The 17,053-nt window shown below is 63.5% G+C and carries 13 protein-coding genes; 11 read left to right on the top strand and 2 right to left on the bottom strand.

The features are described from left to right. Nucleotides 1-50 precede the first annotated feature (50 nt). Together JQ558_RS10855 and JQ558_RS10850 are read left to right on the top strand one after the other, a co-directional pair. Nucleotides 51-1,184: a M20 family metallopeptidase gene (locus JQ558_RS10855; protein ID WP_212293617.1), complete on the top strand. Its 1,134-nt coding sequence runs from the start codon at nucleotides 51-53 to the stop codon at nucleotides 1,182-1,184. Continuing rightward, on the top strand, nucleotides 1,181-1,927 hold the full coding sequence (locus tag JQ558_RS10850; protein WP_212293616.1) for a tRNA (guanine(46)-N(7))-methyltransferase TrmB: 747 nt from the start codon (nucleotides 1,181-1,183) through the stop codon (nucleotides 1,925-1,927). Before JQ558_RS10855 ends, JQ558_RS10850 begins: the two co-directional genes overlap by 4 nt. 194 nt (nucleotides 1,928-2,121) lie before the next feature. Here the strand turns inward: JQ558_RS10850 and JQ558_RS10845 are convergent, their stop codons facing one another. After that, nucleotides 2,122-3,204 carry a DUF2336 domain-containing protein gene (locus tag JQ558_RS10845; protein ID WP_212209995.1) on the bottom strand — a complete coding sequence of 361 codons (1,083 nt, stop codon included), beginning with the start codon at nucleotides 3,202-3,204 and terminating at the stop codon, nucleotides 2,122-2,124. Between the two features lie 336 nt (nucleotides 3,205-3,540). Between JQ558_RS10845 and rimP the strand changes: the two genes are divergently transcribed. The 9 genes from rimP (at nucleotide 3,541) to JQ558_RS10800 (ending at nucleotide 14,778) form a co-directional block, all read left to right on the top strand. Then, nucleotides 3,541-4,317, top strand: a complete 777-nt coding sequence (gene rimP, locus JQ558_RS10840) for a ribosome maturation factor RimP (RefSeq protein WP_212209996.1) — start codon at nucleotides 3,541-3,543, stop codon at nucleotides 4,315-4,317. A gap of 3 nt (nucleotides 4,318-4,320) precedes the next feature. Next, nucleotides 4,321-5,934, top strand: a complete 1,614-nt coding sequence (nusA, locus tag JQ558_RS10835) for a transcription termination factor NusA (RefSeq protein ID WP_192736271.1) — start codon at nucleotides 4,321-4,323, stop codon at nucleotides 5,932-5,934. 15 nt (nucleotides 5,935-5,949) lie between these two features. Next, nucleotides 5,950-6,630, top strand: a complete 681-nt coding sequence (locus JQ558_RS10830) for an RNA-binding protein (RefSeq protein WP_212209997.1) — start codon at nucleotides 5,950-5,952, stop codon at nucleotides 6,628-6,630. 63 nt (nucleotides 6,631-6,693) lie between these two features. Beyond that, complete coding sequence (gene infB, locus JQ558_RS10825) at nucleotides 6,694-9,339, top strand: translation initiation factor IF-2 (protein WP_212209998.1); 2,646 nt, start codon at nucleotides 6,694-6,696, stop codon at nucleotides 9,337-9,339. A 184-nt stretch (nucleotides 9,340-9,523) separates the two neighbouring features. Beyond that, nucleotides 9,524-9,937: a 30S ribosome-binding factor RbfA gene (gene rbfA / locus JQ558_RS10820; protein ID WP_211995415.1), complete on the top strand. Its 414-nt coding sequence runs from the start codon at nucleotides 9,524-9,526 to the stop codon at nucleotides 9,935-9,937. Next, the gene (truB, locus tag JQ558_RS10815) at nucleotides 9,937-11,076 is read left to right on the top strand and encodes a tRNA pseudouridine(55) synthase TruB (RefSeq protein ID WP_212210000.1); all 1,140 of its coding nucleotides are present in this window, start codon (nucleotides 9,937-9,939) and stop codon (nucleotides 11,074-11,076) included. The genes rbfA and truB overlap by 1 nt, the downstream gene beginning before the upstream one ends. A gap of 2 nt (nucleotides 11,077-11,078) precedes the next feature. Further along, nucleotides 11,079-11,348 (top strand): 30S ribosomal protein S15, encoded by a 270-nt coding sequence (gene rpsO, locus JQ558_RS10810; protein ID WP_074272228.1) that lies wholly within the window; start codon nucleotides 11,079-11,081, stop codon nucleotides 11,346-11,348. Between the two features lie 316 nt (nucleotides 11,349-11,664). Next, on the top strand, nucleotides 11,665-13,824 hold the full coding sequence (gene pnp, locus JQ558_RS10805) for a polyribonucleotide nucleotidyltransferase (protein ID WP_212276790.1): 2,160 nt from the start codon (nucleotides 11,665-11,667) through the stop codon (nucleotides 13,822-13,824). Nucleotides 13,825-14,025: 201 nt separating this feature from the next. Next, complete coding sequence (locus JQ558_RS10800; protein ID WP_212276791.1) at nucleotides 14,026-14,778, top strand: superoxide dismutase; 753 nt, start codon at nucleotides 14,026-14,028, stop codon at nucleotides 14,776-14,778. 84 nt (nucleotides 14,779-14,862) lie between these two features. Here the strand turns inward: JQ558_RS10800 and katG are convergent, their stop codons facing one another. Further along, complete coding sequence (gene katG, locus JQ558_RS10795) at nucleotides 14,863-17,004, bottom strand: catalase/peroxidase HPI (protein ID WP_212210003.1); 2,142 nt, start codon at nucleotides 17,002-17,004, stop codon at nucleotides 14,863-14,865. Nucleotides 17,005-17,053 lie beyond the last annotated feature (49 nt).

Below are 17,053 nucleotides of genomic sequence, written 5' to 3'. Positions count from 1 at the left end.
TGCTTGGACCGAAAATCCTTGGCCCGAAATTCCTTGAAGGCAAAGCGCTGATGACCGCAACCACCGCCAATCCGTTTGATTCCAGTTCGATCCTCGACGGCATCCGCCGCTGGGTCGAAATCGAGACGCCGACCGAGGTGCCCGCACAGGTCAACAAGCTCGCCGACCTCGTCACTGACGGCTACCACGACCTGCCCGCGACCGTTGAGCGGATCGCAGGAAAGGACGGATGCGGCGATCATGTGGTCGCGCGTTCGTCATGGGGGCAGGACGCGCCGGGCATCCTGGTGCTGAGCCATCTCGATACCGTGCATCCCTTGGGATTCATCGAGCGGCTGCCGTTCACGATCGAGGGCGACAGCGTCTTCGGTCCCGGCATTTATGACATGAAGGGCGGCGCCTATCTCGCCTACCATGCCTTTCGCCAGATTTGTGCGGACGGCGCGCGATCGCCGCTCGGCATCACCCAGATGTTCGTCTCCGATGAAGAAATCGGCAGCCCGACGTCGCGTGCCCTGATCGAGACGGAGGGGCGCAAGGCCAAGTATGTGCTGGTGACCGAGCCTGCCCGCGACGGCGGCAAAATCGTCACCGGACGCAAGGGCGTCGCGCGCTTCGAAGTCTTCATCAAGGGCGTGCCGTCGCATGCCGGCACGCGGCCCGAGGACGGCCGCAGCGCCATCCGCGAACTCGGCAACGTCATTCAGACGCTGGAGGCGATGAACGACCTCAAGCGTGGCGTGTCCGTCAATGTCGGCGTCGTCAGGGGCGGCACCAAGCCAAACGTGATCGCAGAGGAGGCCTATGCCGAAGTCGACATGCGCGTGCCCGGCATTGCCGAATCCGACGAGCTGGTGCCCAGGATCCTCGGCCTGAAATCACGCACCGAGGGCGTCAGCGTCACCGTCACCGGCGAACTGAATCGCCCGCCTTACGAAAAGAGCAACTCCGGTGCGGCGCTTTATGAGCACGCCAAGACGCTCGCGGCCGAAATCGGTTTCGATCTCGTCGACACCTTCACCGGCGGTGGCAGCGACGGCAATTTCACCGCGCCCCACACGGCGACGCTCGACGGCCTCGGGGTCGACGGCAAGGGCGCGCATACCCATTACGAGCAGATGTACATCTCCTCGATCGAGCCGAGGGCGCGGCTGCTGCACCGGCTGTACCAGACGCTGCGATGACGGTCTCACCCCGCGACATCGGCGATCGCGACGCGCCGCCGGATGACGGCGCCGCCGCGCATGCGCACGGCTCGTTCTTCGGCCGCCGCAAGGGCCACAAGCTGCGCATCCATCAGGCCGACCTGATCGACAATCTGCTGCCGCATCTGGCGCTGGATATCGGAAGCCCCGCGCCCGATGATCTCACCGACATCTTCGAGTCGAAGCCCGATGCTGTCAGGCTGGAAATCGGATTCGGCGGCGGCGAACATCTGATTGCCGAAGCGCAGGCGTTTCCCGATATCGGGTTCATCGGCTGCGAGCCCTATGTCAACGGCATGGCGAAAATCCTGACGCAGATCGAAGCCCACAACATCGGCAATATCAGGCTTTACGCCGGCGACGCCGCCGAATTGCTGGCATGGGCGCCGCCGCGATCTCTGGCGCGGATCGATCTGATCCATCCCGATCCCTGGCCGAAGCGCCGGCACTGGAAGCGGCGCTTCGTGCAGGACGCCACGGTGGCCGCGATGGCCCGCATCCTCAGGCCCGGGGCCGAATTTCGCTTCGTCAGCGACATCGACGATTACTGCGCATGGACGCTGGCGCATCTGCTGCGTTCGCCGGATTTTTCCTGGATGGCGGAACGTGCCGCCGATTGGCGCGAGCCGTGGGCCGGTTACACGATGACGCGCTATGGACGGAAGGCAGAGCGCGAGGGACGTGTTGCGGCGTATTTGAGGTTTCGGCGGGTGGGTTCCTGACAAACTCAAGTTTCGTCATGGCCGGGCATAGCCGTCTGAAGGACGGCGTCGCTTGCGCTCGCCTATGTCCCGGCCATCCACGTCTTGCCCATATAAGGAAGACGTGGATGCCCGGCAGTGCAGACAAGTGTACGTAGTCTGCACAAGGCAGACTACTATGGCCGGGCATGACGGCTAGGTAGTTGCAGGAAAACTCAAACCGTCGAGCGGGTTTTCCAGAAGCCGACGACACGCTCGGCGGTCGTGGGCATCAGGCGCGCGAAATTCATGCGCGCGCTTTCGATATCGGCCGATGACGCCGTCCGGTTCGGGCCCAGCCGGAGCAGGATCAGTGCGCGCACGGTGGCCCATTCGAGGCCGACCGCCTTGCCGGCGATCAGGATCGGATCGTAGCGGTCGCCGGCAATCAGCCGGTCGAGGGTCGTGATCTTCACGCCGGTCATCGCCGCCAGCGCGGCGACGGATTCCTCGTATTTGTTTGCCTTGGCGAAGTTGAGCAGCGCACTTTCGACCAGTTGGCCGTCGCGGTGCAGCGCGAGGATCGTGCGCTGCGCCGCCTCGAAGTCGCGGCCGCTGTCTGTTCGTTCGACAGCGCCGGAGATTTCGTTGATCGCCCGCTTGATCGCCACCTGCCGCGCCGGCTTGACGACTGTGAACAGGCGGCGGCGAACCACATCGATCGTTCCGGCTAAAAGGTCTTTCAGTTGTTCGGCGGAGAGATCGTCGCGCTGGCCGATCTTGAGCGTCAGCACGCCGTCCTGGCCGGCGCGCTTGATCAAGGTCGAATAGCCGTCCGACGAGAACGCCGCACCGGCATTGCCCGCCGTGCGCCTGACGACATCGCGGTCGCCGCGCCGCACGATGACATCGGTAAGATCGGGAGAGAGCGTCGGCCGATCCGACATCGCCAGCAGATGGCCCTGACCCTTCACGCTGGCGATTTCGACCAGGATGTTTTCGTCGATGACAGGCGAGCGCCGCAGCAGCGGGCCCGCAATGGCAATTTCGTCCTCATGGGCGAGCTGCCCGACCAGCCCGCGCGGCGCGTTGACAAGCAGCGACAGCCGCTCGGCGAGCTCGGCTCGCGCGGCAAGGTCGGCATGGGGGACCAGGCTGCTCAATACGCCGTCGAACAGATCGACGTGATCGGCGCCGAAATTGGCAGCACCCTGCAGGAATAATTCACTGATCCGGCGCGCGGCATCGGCGCGGCGCTTGGGATCGCCGCCCCTGACGATGTCGTCCAGTCCTGGGATCAGCGTTGTCGCTGGCGTCATAAACCTATCCAAACCGGCCGAATTGGCTGGTTTTCGGCAATCTAGGTACCGTTCGTGAATGAAGGGTTAGGCTTTGGCCCGCTCGGTCAGGACTCAAAATCTCCCTTAACGGGGCGTGCAAGGCCTTGCCGGATTGCGGAAAAACCGCTATATCCGCCGCAACTTATGGTTCTCATACGATCGCGTATTGAGAGTGGGCCCTTCGGGACCCGCTCTTTTTTATTACCTGAACAAGCCCAGCCCAGAAGGGCCTCACGGCGCGGTTCAGGGAACCGGCCGGATCCGGGTTAGACCCGGCCTAACCTCATGTAAGTAAAGACGCTTTTGACCCTGGACATGACCGAGCCAACTGCTGTTTCAGAGGATCTTGACCTGCTCGCCGAGCCGCGGCTCGTGGTCGAGCCGGGCGTCGCCGCGCGGGTTTCCGCCGTGGCAGGACCGGTATTGCAGGGCATGGGCTACCGGCTGGTGCGGATCAAGATTTCCGGCGAGGCCGGCTGCACGGTCCAGATCATGGCCGAGCGGCCCGACGGCACCATGCAGATCGAGGATTGCGAGGCGATTTCGCGTGCGCTGTCGCCGGTGCTGGACGTCGCCGATCCGATCGAGCGCGCTTATCGGCTGGAAATCTCATCGCCCGGCATCGATCGTCCGCTGGTGCGCCGTTCGGACTTCGAACGCTATGTCGGTCATCTCGTGAAGATCGAGATGGCGCTCGCCCATCAGGGCCGCAAGCGCTTTCGTGGTACGCTGCAGGGCGTCGAAGGCGATGCGGTGCGGCTTCATCGCGATGACATCCGCGCGGACGAAGATGCCGACGTGCTGCTGGTGATGGAAGACATCGCCGACGCCCGCCTGGTTCTCACCGACGAGTTGATCGCGGAATCGATGCGGCGCGGCAAGGCCGCCGAGCGCGAGCTGCGGCAGAATCTCGGGCTCGAGCCGCCGCCCCCGCCGCACGCCAAAAAAAGCGATCCGGCCAAGAGCAACAAGCCGAAGCCCAAGACACTGAGCAAGCCGCTGAAGAAGCCGTTACCGAAGAATACCAAGAAACATCGCCTCGCCGCGCAAGGTTTGCCCGGCGGCGAATTCGATCCCACCGAAGGAGACTGAGCCATGGCAGCTGTCAGCGCCAATAAACTCGAACTGCTGCAGATCGCAGACGCGGTTGCCCGCGAAAAGTCGATCGACCGCGGCATCGTGATCGCGGCGATGGAAGACGCCATCGCCAAAGCGGCCCGCGCCCGCTACGGCAGCGAGACCGACGTTCACGCCGAGATCGACGCCAAGAAGGGCGAGCTGCGGCTGTCGCGCCACATGCTGGTCGTCGACGTGGTGGAGAATTCGTCGAACCAGATTTCGCTGGCCGATGCGCAGCGCGCCAATCCGGGCGCCCAGGTCGGCGACACCATCGCCGACACCCTGCCGCCGCTGGAATATGGCCGCATCGCCGCCCAGTCCGCCAAGCAGGTGATCGTGCAGAAGGTGCGCGAGGCCGAGCGCGACCGGCAGTACCAGGAATTCAAGGACCGCATCGGCGACATCGTCAACGGCATCGTCAAGCGCGTCGAATATGGCAGCGTGATCGTCGATCTCGGCCGCGGCGAAGCCATCGTGCGCCGTGACGAGATGCTGCCGCGCGAAGTGTTCCGCAACGGCGACCGCGTCCGCGCCTATATCTTCGACGTACGCCGCGAAACCCGCGGGCCGCAGATCTTCCTGTCCCGCACCCATCCGCAGTTCATGGCAAAGCTGTTCGCGCAGGAAGTGCCGGAAATCTATGACGGCATCGTCGAGATCAAGGCGGTGGCCCGCGATCCCGGCTCGCGCGCCAAAATCGGCGTTATTTCGCGGGATTCCTCGGTCGATCCGGTCGGCGCCTGCGTCGGTATGCGCGGTTCGCGCGTGCAGGCGGTGGTGAACGAACTGCAGGGCGAGAAGATCGACATCATTCCGTGGTCGCCCGATATTGCGACCTTCGTCGTCAACGCGCTGGCGCCCGCCGAAGTCGCCAAGGTCGTGATCGACGAAGACCGCGAGCGCATCGAGGTCGTGGTGCCCGACACCAACAACCAGCTGTCGCTGGCGATCGGCCGCCGCGGACAGAACGTGCGGCTCGCTTCGCAGCTGACCGGCTGGGACATCGACATCCTCACCGAGCAGGAAGAATCCGAGCGCCGTCAGGCCGATTTCGAGAATTCGACGCGGGTGTTCATGGAAGCGCTGAATGTCGACGAAGTGGTCGGCCAGCTGCTGGCGTCGGAAGGTTTCACCTCGGTCGAGGAACTCGCGCTGGTCGACGTCAAGGAACTCGCCGGCATCGAGGGCTTCGACGAGGAGACCGCCAACGAACTGCAGAGCCGTGCAAAAGAATACCTGGAGCAGCTCGAGACCGAGCTGGAAAACAAACGCAAGGAACTCGGTGTGGATGACGCTTTGAAGACAGTACCCGGCGTGACCTCGAAGATGCTGGTCAAGTTCGGCGAGAACGACATCAAGTCGGTCGAGGATCTGGCCGGTTGCGCCACCGACGATCTGGTTGGCTGGACCGAGCGCAAGGAAGGCGCCGAGCCGACCAAGTTCCCCGGCATTCTCGACGCCAACGAAATCTCGCGCGACGATGCCGAGCGCATGATCATGCAGGCCCGCGTCATCGCCGGCTGGATCACCGAGGCCGATCTTGCCAAGCAGTCCGAGGCGGCGGAAGCCACCGAAGACCAGACGGCGTAAGGAGATGCCCCGCGCATGCTCGCCATGGTTGACCCCGATCTCGACAACGGACCGCGGACCGACAGGTCCGCGACGATGCGGATGTGCGCGGTCACCCGTGAGGTGCGCCCGATCGACGAACTGATCCGGTTCGTGGTCTCGCCCCAGGGCGAGGTCGTTCCGGATCTGAAGCGCAAGCTTCCCGGCCGCGGCCTGTGGGTCTTGGCATCGCGCCGGACCGTTGCGGAAGCGGTGCGGCGTAACCAATTTAGCAGGGGTTTCAAGCGCGACATCCGGGCCGCCGCGACCCTCCCCGCCGACACCGAGGCTTTGCTGGTTCGAAGCTGCACCGAGGCGCTGGCGATGGTCGCCAAGGCCGGCCAGGTCGTCTCCGGTTTCAGCAAGGTCGAGGGCGCGCTCCGGGGCGGGGAGGCCCAGGCCCTGATCCACGCTTCCGACGGGGCGGTCGACGGAATCCGCAAATTGGACGCGATCGCGCGGCAAAAGCGCGGAAATGCGGATGAATCGGCGGAATTTCCGATCGTCAATGTTCTGACGTCGGCAGAATTGGATTTGGCACTGGGGCGGTCAAATGTGATACATGCTGCCCTGCTCGCGGGCCCGGCGAGCAAGACGTTCCTGTCGCGCTGCCAGATCCTGGTCCGATACCGGATGGCCGATGACGACAAGACCGAAGGAAGCGGCCAGAAATTCTGACTAACAAGACTTGCTTTAACGACTGTGCGAATGCGCACAACGCAACAAGATTAGGACTGCTGAATGGTTGATACCAAAACGCCTGGCGACAAGACTTTGAGTGTCCCGACCAAGACCTTGACGCTCAAGCCACGCGTCGAGACGGGCACCGTACGCCAGAGCTTCAGCCATGGCCGGACCAAGCAGGTCGTGGTCGAGAAGCGCGGCAAGCGCCGCCTCGGCGGCGACGCGCCCGCCGGCGAAACCCATGCGCCCGAACCGGTCGTCGCCAAGCCGGCGCCGGTCGTCGCCAAGGCGCCAAGCCGTCCCTCCGCGCCAGCCGCGCCCCGCGCCGGCTCCGGCGTGGTGCTGCGCACGCTGACCGAGGATGAACGCTCCGCGCGCGCGAGCGCCTTGGCCGATGCCAAGGTCCGTGACATCGAGGAACGTCGTCTCGCCGAAGAAGAAGCCAAGCGCCGCGCAAGCCGCGAGGGCATCGAGCAGGCCGAGCGCGAAGCCGCCGAAGCGCGCCGCAAGGCCGAGGAAGAACGTCACCGCATCGAAGAGGAAGCCAAGCGCAAGGCGGAAAGCGAAGCCAAGAAGCGATTTGGCGAAGCCGAAGCCAAGACCGCAACGACGACCGCACCCGGCACCACCACCACCGCGCGTCCCGCGGCCCGGCCGACGGCTTCGGCCGTGCCGCCCGCGCGCGCGCCGGGCGTCGCCGCCGACGCTTCCGATGAGGATGAAGGTCCGCGCCAGATCCGCCGTGGTCCCGGCGGCGCCATGCGCCCCGCCGTGCCGCCGAAGACGACCCACAAGCCCGGACCGCAAAAGGAACGCGGCCGCCTGACGCTGGTCACTGCCCTGGACGCCGACAATGTGCGCGAGCGTTCGATCGCCTCGTTCCGACGCCGCACCCAGCGCCTGAAGGGGCATGCCTCGAACGAGCCGAAGGAAAAGATCATCCGCGAAGTGGTGATCCCGGAAGCCATCAACATCCAGGAGCTCGCCAACCGCATGTCGGAACGCGCGGTCGACGTCATCCGTCTGCTGATGAAGCAGGGCGCGATGCACAAGATCACCGACGTGATCGACGCCGACACCGCGCAGCTGATCGCCGAGGAATTGGGCCATACCGTCAAGCGCGTGGCCGCGTCCGACGTCGAAGAGGGTCTGTTCGACATCGTCGACGATTCCACCGACACCGAACCGCGTTCGCCGGTCGTGACCGTGATGGGCCATGTCGACCACGGCAAGACCTCGCTGCTCGACGCGCTCCGCCATGCCAACGTGGTTTCGGGCGAAGCCGGCGGCATCACCCAGCATATCGGCGCCTATCAGGTGACCTCGCCGGAAAGCGGCAAGAAGATCACCTTCATCGATACGCCCGGCCACGCCGCGTTCACCGCGATGCGTGCGCGCGGCGCCAAGGTCACCGATATCGTGATCCTGGTGGTGGCGGCCGATGACGGCGTCATGCCGCAGACCATCGAGGCGATCAACCACGCCAAGGCGGCGAAGGTTCCGATGATCATCGCGATCAACAAGATCGACAAGCCCGACGCCAAGCCGGAGCGCGTGCGCACCGAGCTGTTGCAGCACGAGGTTCAGGTCGAGTCGTTCGGCGGTGAAGTCGTCGACGTCGAGGTGTCAGCCAAGAACAAGACCAATCTCGACAAGCTGCTGGAAATGATCGCGCTGCAGGCCGAACTGCTCGACCTCAAGACCAACGCGGAACGTCCCGCCGAAGGCACCGTGATCGAAGCCCGGCTCGACCGCGGCCGGGGTCCGGTTGCGACCGTGCTGGTGCAGCGCGGAACCCTGCGCATCGGCGACATCATCGTGGCCGGCGCCGAAATGGGCCGCGTCCGCGCCCTTATCAACGATCAGGGCGTGAACATCGATGAGGCCGGACCTTCGGTGCCGGTCGAGGTGCTCGGCTTCAACGGCCCGCCGGAAGCCGGCGACCGCCTCGCGGTGGTCGAGAACGAAGCCCGCGCCCGCCAGGTCACGAGCTATCGCGCCCACCAGAAGCGCGAAAACGCGGCGGCCTCGATTTCCGGCATGCGCGGTTCGCTCGAACAGATGATGTCGCAGCTCAAGACGTCGGGCCGCAAGGAATTCCCGCTGATCATCAAGGCCGACGTGCAAGGTTCGCTCGAAGCCATCCTGGGATCGCTGGAAAAGCTCGGCACCGACGAAGTTGCCGCTCGGATCCTGCATGCCGGCGTCGGCGGCATCTCCGAATCCGACGTAACGCTGGCGGAAGGTTTCAACGCCGCCATCATCGGCTTCTCGGTTCGCGCCAACAAGGAAGCGGCGGCTGCGGCCAAGCGCAACGGCATCGAGATCCGCTATTACAACATCATCTACGATCTGGTCGACGACATCAAAAAGGCGATGTCCGGCCTGCTCGCGCCGACGCTGCGCGAAACCATGCTGGGCAACGCGCAGATCCTGGAAGTGTTCAACATTTCCAAGGTCGGCAAGGTCGCCGGCTGCCGTGTCACCGACGGCACCGTGGAACGCGGCGCCAATGTGCGCCTCATTCGCGACAACGTCGTTGTGCATGAAGGCAAGCTCTCGACGCTGAAGCGCTTCAAGGATGAAGTGAAGGAAGTGCAATCCGGTCAGGAATGCGGCATGGCGTTCGAGAATTACGGCGACATGCGTGTCGGCGATGTTATCGAGTGTTATCGCGTGGAGACGATCCAGCGGAGCCTGTAAGTCTGAACCTTACGGCTTCGTCGGAAGACACTGTACTAGTTCGACGGCATGCCCGGTCAAAAGCGCGAAGCTAAGTCTTCGCATTTATGTTCCGGGCATCCACGTCCCTGAGAATTCAGCAGCAAGAAAGACGTCGATGGCCGGGAACAGCCCGGCCATCACCAATTATTTTCGAGAGACGGCCATGCCCCGCCACCACAGCAAGAGTTCCGCCCCCGGCGGCTCGCAACGCCAATTGCGCGTCGGCGAAACCGTGCGCCATGCGGTCGCCGATATTCTGTCGCAAGGTAGCGTGCATGACCCCGATCTTGAGGGTCACATCATCACGGTTCCGGAGGTGCGCATGTCACCGGACCTGAAGCTTGCAACCGTCTATGTGATGCCGCTCGGCGGACGCGACACCGATGTCGTGCTCGCAGCGCTCGCGCGCAACAAGAAATTCCTGCGCGGCGAGATCGCGCACCGCGTTAACTTAAAGTTTGCGCCTGATCTTCGCTTTCGCGTCGACGAACGATTCGATGAGGCGGAACGGATCGAGAAATTACTGAGAACACCTGCGGTGCAGAGAGACCTCGCACCCGATTCGGACGACAAGTGATGATTGTGACCACCGCCAACAGCGTGATCGATTCGCAAAATGCCGAATCGCATGACGCCGAAAAAAATATTTTTACCGAAGCCCGCAACGACGGCAACAGCCGCGTTGGCGAAGAGGCACGTCGCGGCAATAACGATCCGCGTCAGAAGCATCAGGGCAAGCAACGCCAGAACAATCAGCCGCGCCGCGACAAGCGCGACGTCCATGGCTGGGTGATCCTCGACAAGCCGATCGGCATGACCTCGACACACGCGGTGGCGGTGCTCAAGCGCCTGTTCCAGGCCAAGCGTGCCGGCCATGCCGGTACCCTCGACCCGCTGGCCTCCGGCGGCTTGCCGATCGCGCTCGGCGAAGCCACCAAGACGGTCCCGTTCGTGATGGACGGCCGCAAGCGCTACCGCTTCACCGTGAGCTGGGGCGAGGAACGCGACACCGACGACACCGAGGGCCGGGCGACCAGGACCAGCGATCTCAGGCCTTCTGCCGATTCCATCCGGGCGCTGCTGCCTCAATTCACCGGCCTGATCGAGCAGATCCCGCCGCAATATTCCGCGATCAAGGTCCAGGGCGAGCGGGCCTATGATCTGGCCAGAGACGGCGAAACCGTCGAACTGAAGCCGCGGCCGGTCGAGATTCACGAATTAACCCTTGTAGAACATGGAGATAACGGCCAATCCGTGTTCGAGGCCGAGTGCGGCAAGGGAACCTATGTCCGGGCGCTGGCCCGCGATATCGGCCGGATTCTAGGCTGTTTCGGCCATATCAGCGCCTTGCGGCGGACCCTGGTCGGTCCATTCCGCGAAGCGGACATGATTCCGCTGGAACAGTTGGAGGCTTTGTGTAATAGAGCCGCGTCGGGCGAGGGCAGCCTCGCCGACGCGCTTTTGCCCGTTGAGACCGCGCTGGACGACATCCCGGCACTGGCCGTCACACGGGCTGATGCGGCAAGGCTCCACCGGGGCCAGGCCGTTTTGTTGCGCGGACGGGATGCGCCCAATTGTAGCGGCACAGTCTATGTCACGGTGGCAGGCCGGCTTCTGGCCCTCGCCGAAATTGGCAATGGCGAACTCATCCCCAAGCGTGTGTTCAACCTGACCGGACTGACTGCCAGTTCCGGTCGTAACGATGAGAAAGTTTGACGATGTCGATTACCGCCGAACGCAAAGCGGAAGTCATCAAGACGAATGCCAACAAGGCCGGCGACACCGGCTCGCCGGAGGTTCAGGTTGCGATCCTGTCGGAACGCATCAACAACCTCACCGGGCACTTCAAATCCCACGTGAAGGACAATCATTCGCGCCGGGGTCTTTTGAAGATGGTCGCCACGCGCCGTTCCCTGCTTGATTATATCAAGCGGAAGGACGAGGCGCGCTACAAGGCGCTGCTCGAAAAGCACAACATTCGTCGTTGATATCGAGAGTACGCGCGCGCCTGTTGCGCGCGTTTTCGTATGGTCTTCCGGAAGAAACCCGGACTCCGGATTTTCGGAGACGATCATGCGCAAGGGCATGATGAAACGCATGTCCAATAGACGTCCAGCAGCAATCCGGCCGCTGGGCAGGGCAAGGTGCCCAGACTACCGAGAGGATGGACGCCATCCGAAATATAGAGACCATGGCAGGATCGCCGGATGCTGATCAATTGTTGCGATCAGTGTCTCGCAATCTTGCGCATGGTCTTTGTGTTTCAGGCGTCCCTGCTTTCGCGAAACCATGAAAGAAATCGAAATGTTCAATACGCATTCAGTCGAGATCGACTGGGGTGGACGTCCCCTCAAGCTTGAAACCGGAAAGATCGCCCGTCAGGCCGACGGCGCCGTGCTCGCGACTTATGGCGAGACCGTCGTGCTCGCCACCGTGGTTGCCGCCAAGGCGCCGCGCGAAGGCGTCGACTTCCTGCCGCTGACCGTCGACTACCAGGAAAAGACCTACGCCGCGGGCCGCATTCCCGGCGGCTACTTCAAGCGCGAGGGCCGGCCGACCGAAAAGGAGACGCTGGTCTCCCGCCTGATCGACCGTCCGATCCGTCCGCTGTTCGTCGACGGCTGGCGCAACGAAACCCAGGTCATCGTCACCGTGCTGTCGCATGACATGGAGAATGATCCCGACATTCTGGCGTTGGTAGCAGCCTCCGCGGCGCTGACGATCTCGGGCGCGCCGTTCAAGGGCCCGATCGGTGCGGCCCGCGTCGGCTTTGCCAACGACGAATATGTGCTCAACCCGACGCTCGACGAAATGCTCGAGACCCAGCTCGATCTGGTTGTCGCCGGCACCGCCGACGCCGTGCTGATGGTGGAATCGGAAGCCAAGGAACTCAACGAAGACATCATGCTCGGTGCGGTGATGTTCGGACACCGGCACTTCCAGCCGGTGATCAAGGCGATCATCGAACTCGCCGAGAAGGCCGCCAAGGAGCCGCGCGAAGTCAAGATCGTCGACGAGAGCGCGCTCGAAAAGGAAATGCTCGGCCTGATCGAGCAGGAGCTGCGCTCGGCCTATGCGATTCCGATCAAGCAGGACCGCTACGCCGCCGTCGGCAAGGCCAAGGAAAAGGTGATGGCTCACTACTTCCCGGAAGGGCAGGAGCCGCAATACGACAAGCTGCGCATCGCCGGCGTGTTCAAGGAACTCGAATCCAAGATCGTTCGCTGGAACATCCTCGACACCGGCAAGCGCATCGACGGCCGCGATTCCAAGACCGTCCGCAGCATCATCGCCGAAGTCGGCGTGCTGCCGCGCGCCCACGGTTCGGCGCTGTTCACCCGCGGTGAAACCCAGGCGATGGTGGTGACCACGCTCGGCACCGGCGAGGACGAGCAGTACATCGACTCGCTGTCAGGAACCTACAAGGAGCAGTTCCTGCTGCACTACAACTTCCCTCCCTACTCGGTCGGTGAAACCGGTCGCCTCGGCGGCACCAAGCGCCGCGAAATCGGCCACGGCAAGCTCGCCTGGCGCGCGATCCATCCGGTCCTGCCGCCGCACCACGAATTCCCCTACACGGTGCGCGTGGTTTCCGAGATCACCGAATCCAACGGATCGTCGTCGATGGCGTCGGTCTGCGGCGCTTCGCTGGCGCTGATGGATGCGGGCGTTCCCCTGAAGCGGCCGACCGCGGGTATCGCGATGGGCCTGATCCTGGAAGGTTCGCGCTTTGCCGTTCTGTCCGACATTCTCGGTGACGAGGATCATCTCGGCGACATGGACTTCAAGGTGGCCGGCACCGACCAGGGCATCACCTCGCTGCAGATGGACATCAAGATCGAGGGCATCACCGAGGAGATCATGAAGGTCGCACTCGGCCAGGCCAAGGATGGGCGTATCCACATCCTCGGCGAAATGTCGAAGGCGCTCACCAATGCCCGCGCCGAGCTCGGCGAATACGCGCCGCGCATCGAGACCTTCAAGATCCCGACCGACAAGATCCGTGAAGTGATCGGCACCGGCGGCAAGGTGATCCGCGAGATCGTCGAGAAGACCGGCGCCAAGGTCAACATCGAGGACGACGGCACCGTGAAGGTCGCTTCCAACGACGGCGAAGCCATGAAGGCCGCGATCAAGTGGATCAAGTCGATCGCCTCCGATCCGGAGATCGGCCAGATCTACGAAGGCACCGTGGTCAAGGTGATGGAGTTCGGCGCGTTCGTGAACTTCTTCGGCGCCAAGGACGGCCTCGTCCACATCAGCCAGCTCGCTTCGGCGCGGGTGCAGAAGACCTCCGACGTCGTCAAGGAAGGCGACAAGGTCAAGGTCAAGCTGCTCGGCTTCGACGATCGCGGCAAGACGCGGCTGTCGATGAAGGTGGTCGATCAGGCGACCGGCGAGGACCTCGAAGCCAAGCAGAAGGCGGCGGAAGCCTCGGCGCCTCGCGAAGCGGCCGGCGAGTAAGCGCTTCGCCATCGAAAATCAGGAAGGGCGGCTGCAAAGCCGCCCTTTTTATTTGCCGCAGATGTGATCGTGCGCTCTTACGCCGCAGCGCCGAACCCATTTAAAATGGAAACCGGAATGGGGCTGACTTCGCAGCTGGAAGCTGGACCCGTTACAATCGTCCGAATCGAGCAAGCAGGCTCGTCACGCAGGGAGAGACTTATGTCCGCACTTTCGCGCCGTCATTTTTTCAGCGCCGCCGCCGGCCTCGTAGCCGTCGCGGCGGCACCGCGTGTCGTCTTTGCCCAGGCCGCCGCACCGGCACCTGCGGCTGCCCCGGCCGCGGCAGGTCCGTTCACGCTGCCGCCGCTCCCTTACGCCTTCAACGCGCTTGAGCCGCATATCGATGCCAAGACCATGGAAATCCACCATGGCCGGCACCATGCCGCTTACGTCAACAACCTGAACACCCTCGCCAAGACCAATGCGCAGCTCGGCACCAGCAAGGTGACGGATATTCTCGGCAATTTGAACGCCCTGAACGACGACATCAAATTCGGCGTGCGCAACAATCTCGGCGGCCATGCCAACCACACCATGTTCTGGGAAATCATGGCGCCGGGCGGCGGCAAGCCGGAAGGCGAGGTGCTGGCCGCGATCGACAAGGACCTCGGCGGCATGGAAAAATTCCAGAACGACTTCAACGCCGCCGGCGGACGCCAGTTCGGCTCCGGCTGGGTGTTCGTGACCGTTGCCAAGGACGGCAAGCTTGCGATCGAAACCCGCCCGAACCAGGACAGTCCGATCATGGACGGCAAGCGCGCGCTGCTCGGCAACGACGTCTGGGAGCACGCCTATTATCTCAACTACCAGAACCGTCGCGCCGATTATCTCAAGGCGTGGTGGAACACGGTGAACTGGGCCAAGATCGCCGAGCGCTATGCCGCGGCGAAGGCCGGTACCCTCGGCGTTTGATCGCGCGCTTCGTTCCGAAAGCGAAAGGGCGGCTCTTGAGCCGCCCTTTTTTGTCAGTGCTGCGTTCGTGCAGTGCTCGGATGATCAGAACCGATCGAGGTTCATCACCTTGGTCCAGGCAGCCGCAAAGTCCTTGGCGAACTTCTCCTTGGAGTCCGCGCACGCATAGACCTCGGCGAAGGCCCGAAGCTGCGAATGCGAACCGAAGATCAGGTCGACGCGGGTGGCGGTCCACTTGACCGCCTTGGTCTTGCGGTCGCGGCCCTCGTACAGATTTTCGCTCGACGGCTGCCACTCCGTGCTCATGCTGAGCAGATTGACGAAGAAATCGTTCGTCAATGTCCCCACCTTGCTGGTGAAAACGCCATGCTTGGAGCCCCCGGCATTCGCGCCGAGGACGCGCAGGCCGCCGACCAGCGCCGTCATCTCGGGCCCCGTCAGCCGCAGCAATTGCGCACGGTCAATCAGCGCTTCCTCGAACTCCATGAACTGATGCCGCTTGGTGTTGACATAATTGCGGAAGCCGTCGGCACGCGGTTCGAGCGGAGCAAAGGAAGCGACGTCGGTTTGATCCTGCGACGCGTCCATGCGCCCCGGCGTGAAAGGCACCGTGACGTCGACGCCGGCGTCCTTGGCGGCTTTTTCAACCGCAGCCGAGCCGCCGAGAACGATCAGGTCGGCAAGCGAAACCTTCTTGCCGAATTCCTTCTGGATCGCCTCCAGCTTCTGCAGCACCGTGTTCAGCTCGGCCGGCTGGTTGACCTCCCAGTCCTTCTGGGGGCTGAGACGAATGCGCGCGCCATTGGCGCCGCCGCGCTTGTCGGAGCCGCGGAACGTCGATGCCGACGCCCATGCGGTCGAAACCAGCTGCGACACCGACAGGCCCGAGCTGAGAATCTTGGTCTTCAGCGTGGCGATATCAGCATCGCCGATCAGCGGATGATCCACCGCCGGGATCGGGTCCTGCCAGATCAGCGTTTCCTTCGGCACCAGCGGGCCGAGATAGCGCGCGACCGGGCCCATGTCACGGTGCGTGAGCTTGAACCAGGCACGCGCGAACGCATCCGCGAACTGGTCCGGGTTTTCGTGGAAGCGCCGTGAGATCTTCTCGTAAGCCGGGTCGAAGCGCAGCGACAGGTCGGTGGTCAGCATGGTCGGCACATGCTTCTTCGATGCGTCGTAGGCGTCCGGAATCGTGGCTTCGGCGCCTTTCGCCTTCCACTGCTTGGCGCCGGCCGGGCTCTTGGTCAGTTCCCATTCGTTCTCGAACAGGTTCTTGAAGAAGAGATTGCTCCACTTCGTCGGCGTCTGCGTCCAGGTGACTTCCGGACCGCCGGTGATGGTGTCGGCGCCGATGCCGGTGCCGTGCTTGCTCTTCCACCCCAAACCCTGATCCTCGAGCGCGCCGCTTTCCGGGTCGGAGCCCACCAGCGACGGATCGCCGGCGCCGTGGGTCTTGCCGAAGGAGTGGCCGCCGGCAATCAGGGCTACGGTTTCTTCGTCGTTCATGGCCATGCGGAAGAAGGTTTCGCGGATATCTTTCGCCGCCGCGAGCGGATCCGGGTTGCCGTTAGGGCCTTCCGGATTGACGTAGATGAGACCCATCTGCACGGCGCCGAGCGGCTCGGAGAGTTCGCGTTCGCCGCTGTAGCGTTCGTCGCCCAGCCAGGTGCCCTCAGGGCCCCAGAACAGCTCCTCCGGCTCCCAGACATCGGCGCGGCCGCCTGCGAAGCCGAACGTCTTGAAGCCCATCGATTCGAGCGCGACGTTGCCGGCGAGAACCATCAGGTCGGCCCACGAGATCTTGCGGCCGTATTTCTGCTTGATCGGCCACAGCAGCCGGCGCGCCTTGTCGAGGTTGGCGTTGTCAGGCCAGCTGTTCAGCGGCGCGAAGCGCTGCTGACCGGCCCCGGCGCCGCCGCGGCCGTCCGTGATGCGGTAGGTGCCGGCGCTGTGCCACGCCAGGCGGATCATCAGACCGCCATAGTGACCGAAATCGGCCGGCCACCATTCCTGCGATTCCGTCATCAAAGCGGTCAGGTCCTTGACCACGGCATTGAGGTCGAGGGTCTTGAATTCCTTGGCGTAATCGAACGCCTCGCCCATCGGATCGGACAGAGCCGAATTGCGGTGGAGCAACGAAACGTCCAGCGCGTCCGGCCACCAATCGCGGTTCGAGTGTCCGCGTTTTCCGCCCGAGAACGGGCATTTTGTTTTGTCGTCCATGATTGCCTCCTAAGGGCCGCTTCCTGAAGATTGGAAGCACTCTAAGAGC

Origin of the sequence: Bradyrhizobium sp. AUGA SZCCT0160, from assembly GCF_018130105.1 — a bacterium.
In the GTDB taxonomy this organism is placed as follows: Bacteria; Pseudomonadota; Alphaproteobacteria; order Rhizobiales; family Xanthobacteraceae; genus Bradyrhizobium.
This window is presented reverse-complemented; position numbering and strand designations above follow the sequence as displayed.

Coding starts and splice junctions, on each gene's coding strand:
- JQ558_RS10855 (WP_212293617.1), top strand. CDS start 51: ATGACCGCAACCACCGCCAATCCGTTTGATTCCAGTTCGATCCTCGAC.
- JQ558_RS10850 (WP_212293616.1), top strand. CDS start 1,181: ATGACGGTCTCACCCCGCGACATCGGCGATCGCGACGCGCCGCCGGAT.
- JQ558_RS10845 (WP_212209995.1), bottom strand. CDS start 3,204: ATGACGCCAGCGACAACGCTGATCCCAGGACTGGACGACATCGTCAGG.
- rimP (WP_212209996.1), top strand. CDS start 3,541: ATGACCGAGCCAACTGCTGTTTCAGAGGATCTTGACCTGCTCGCCGAG.
- nusA (WP_192736271.1), top strand. CDS start 4,321: ATGGCAGCTGTCAGCGCCAATAAACTCGAACTGCTGCAGATCGCAGAC.
- JQ558_RS10830 (WP_212209997.1), top strand. CDS start 5,950: ATGCTCGCCATGGTTGACCCCGATCTCGACAACGGACCGCGGACCGAC.
- infB (WP_212209998.1), top strand. CDS start 6,694: ATGGTTGATACCAAAACGCCTGGCGACAAGACTTTGAGTGTCCCGACC.
- rbfA (WP_211995415.1), top strand. CDS start 9,524: ATGCCCCGCCACCACAGCAAGAGTTCCGCCCCCGGCGGCTCGCAACGC.
- truB (WP_212210000.1), top strand. CDS start 9,937: ATGATTGTGACCACCGCCAACAGCGTGATCGATTCGCAAAATGCCGAA.
- rpsO (WP_074272228.1), top strand. CDS start 11,079: ATGTCGATTACCGCCGAACGCAAAGCGGAAGTCATCAAGACGAATGCC.
- pnp (WP_212276790.1), top strand. CDS start 11,665: ATGTTCAATACGCATTCAGTCGAGATCGACTGGGGTGGACGTCCCCTC.
- JQ558_RS10800 (WP_212276791.1), top strand. CDS start 14,026: ATGTCCGCACTTTCGCGCCGTCATTTTTTCAGCGCCGCCGCCGGCCTC.
- katG (WP_212210003.1), bottom strand. CDS start 17,004: ATGGACGACAAAACAAAATGCCCGTTCTCGGGCGGAAAACGCGGACAC.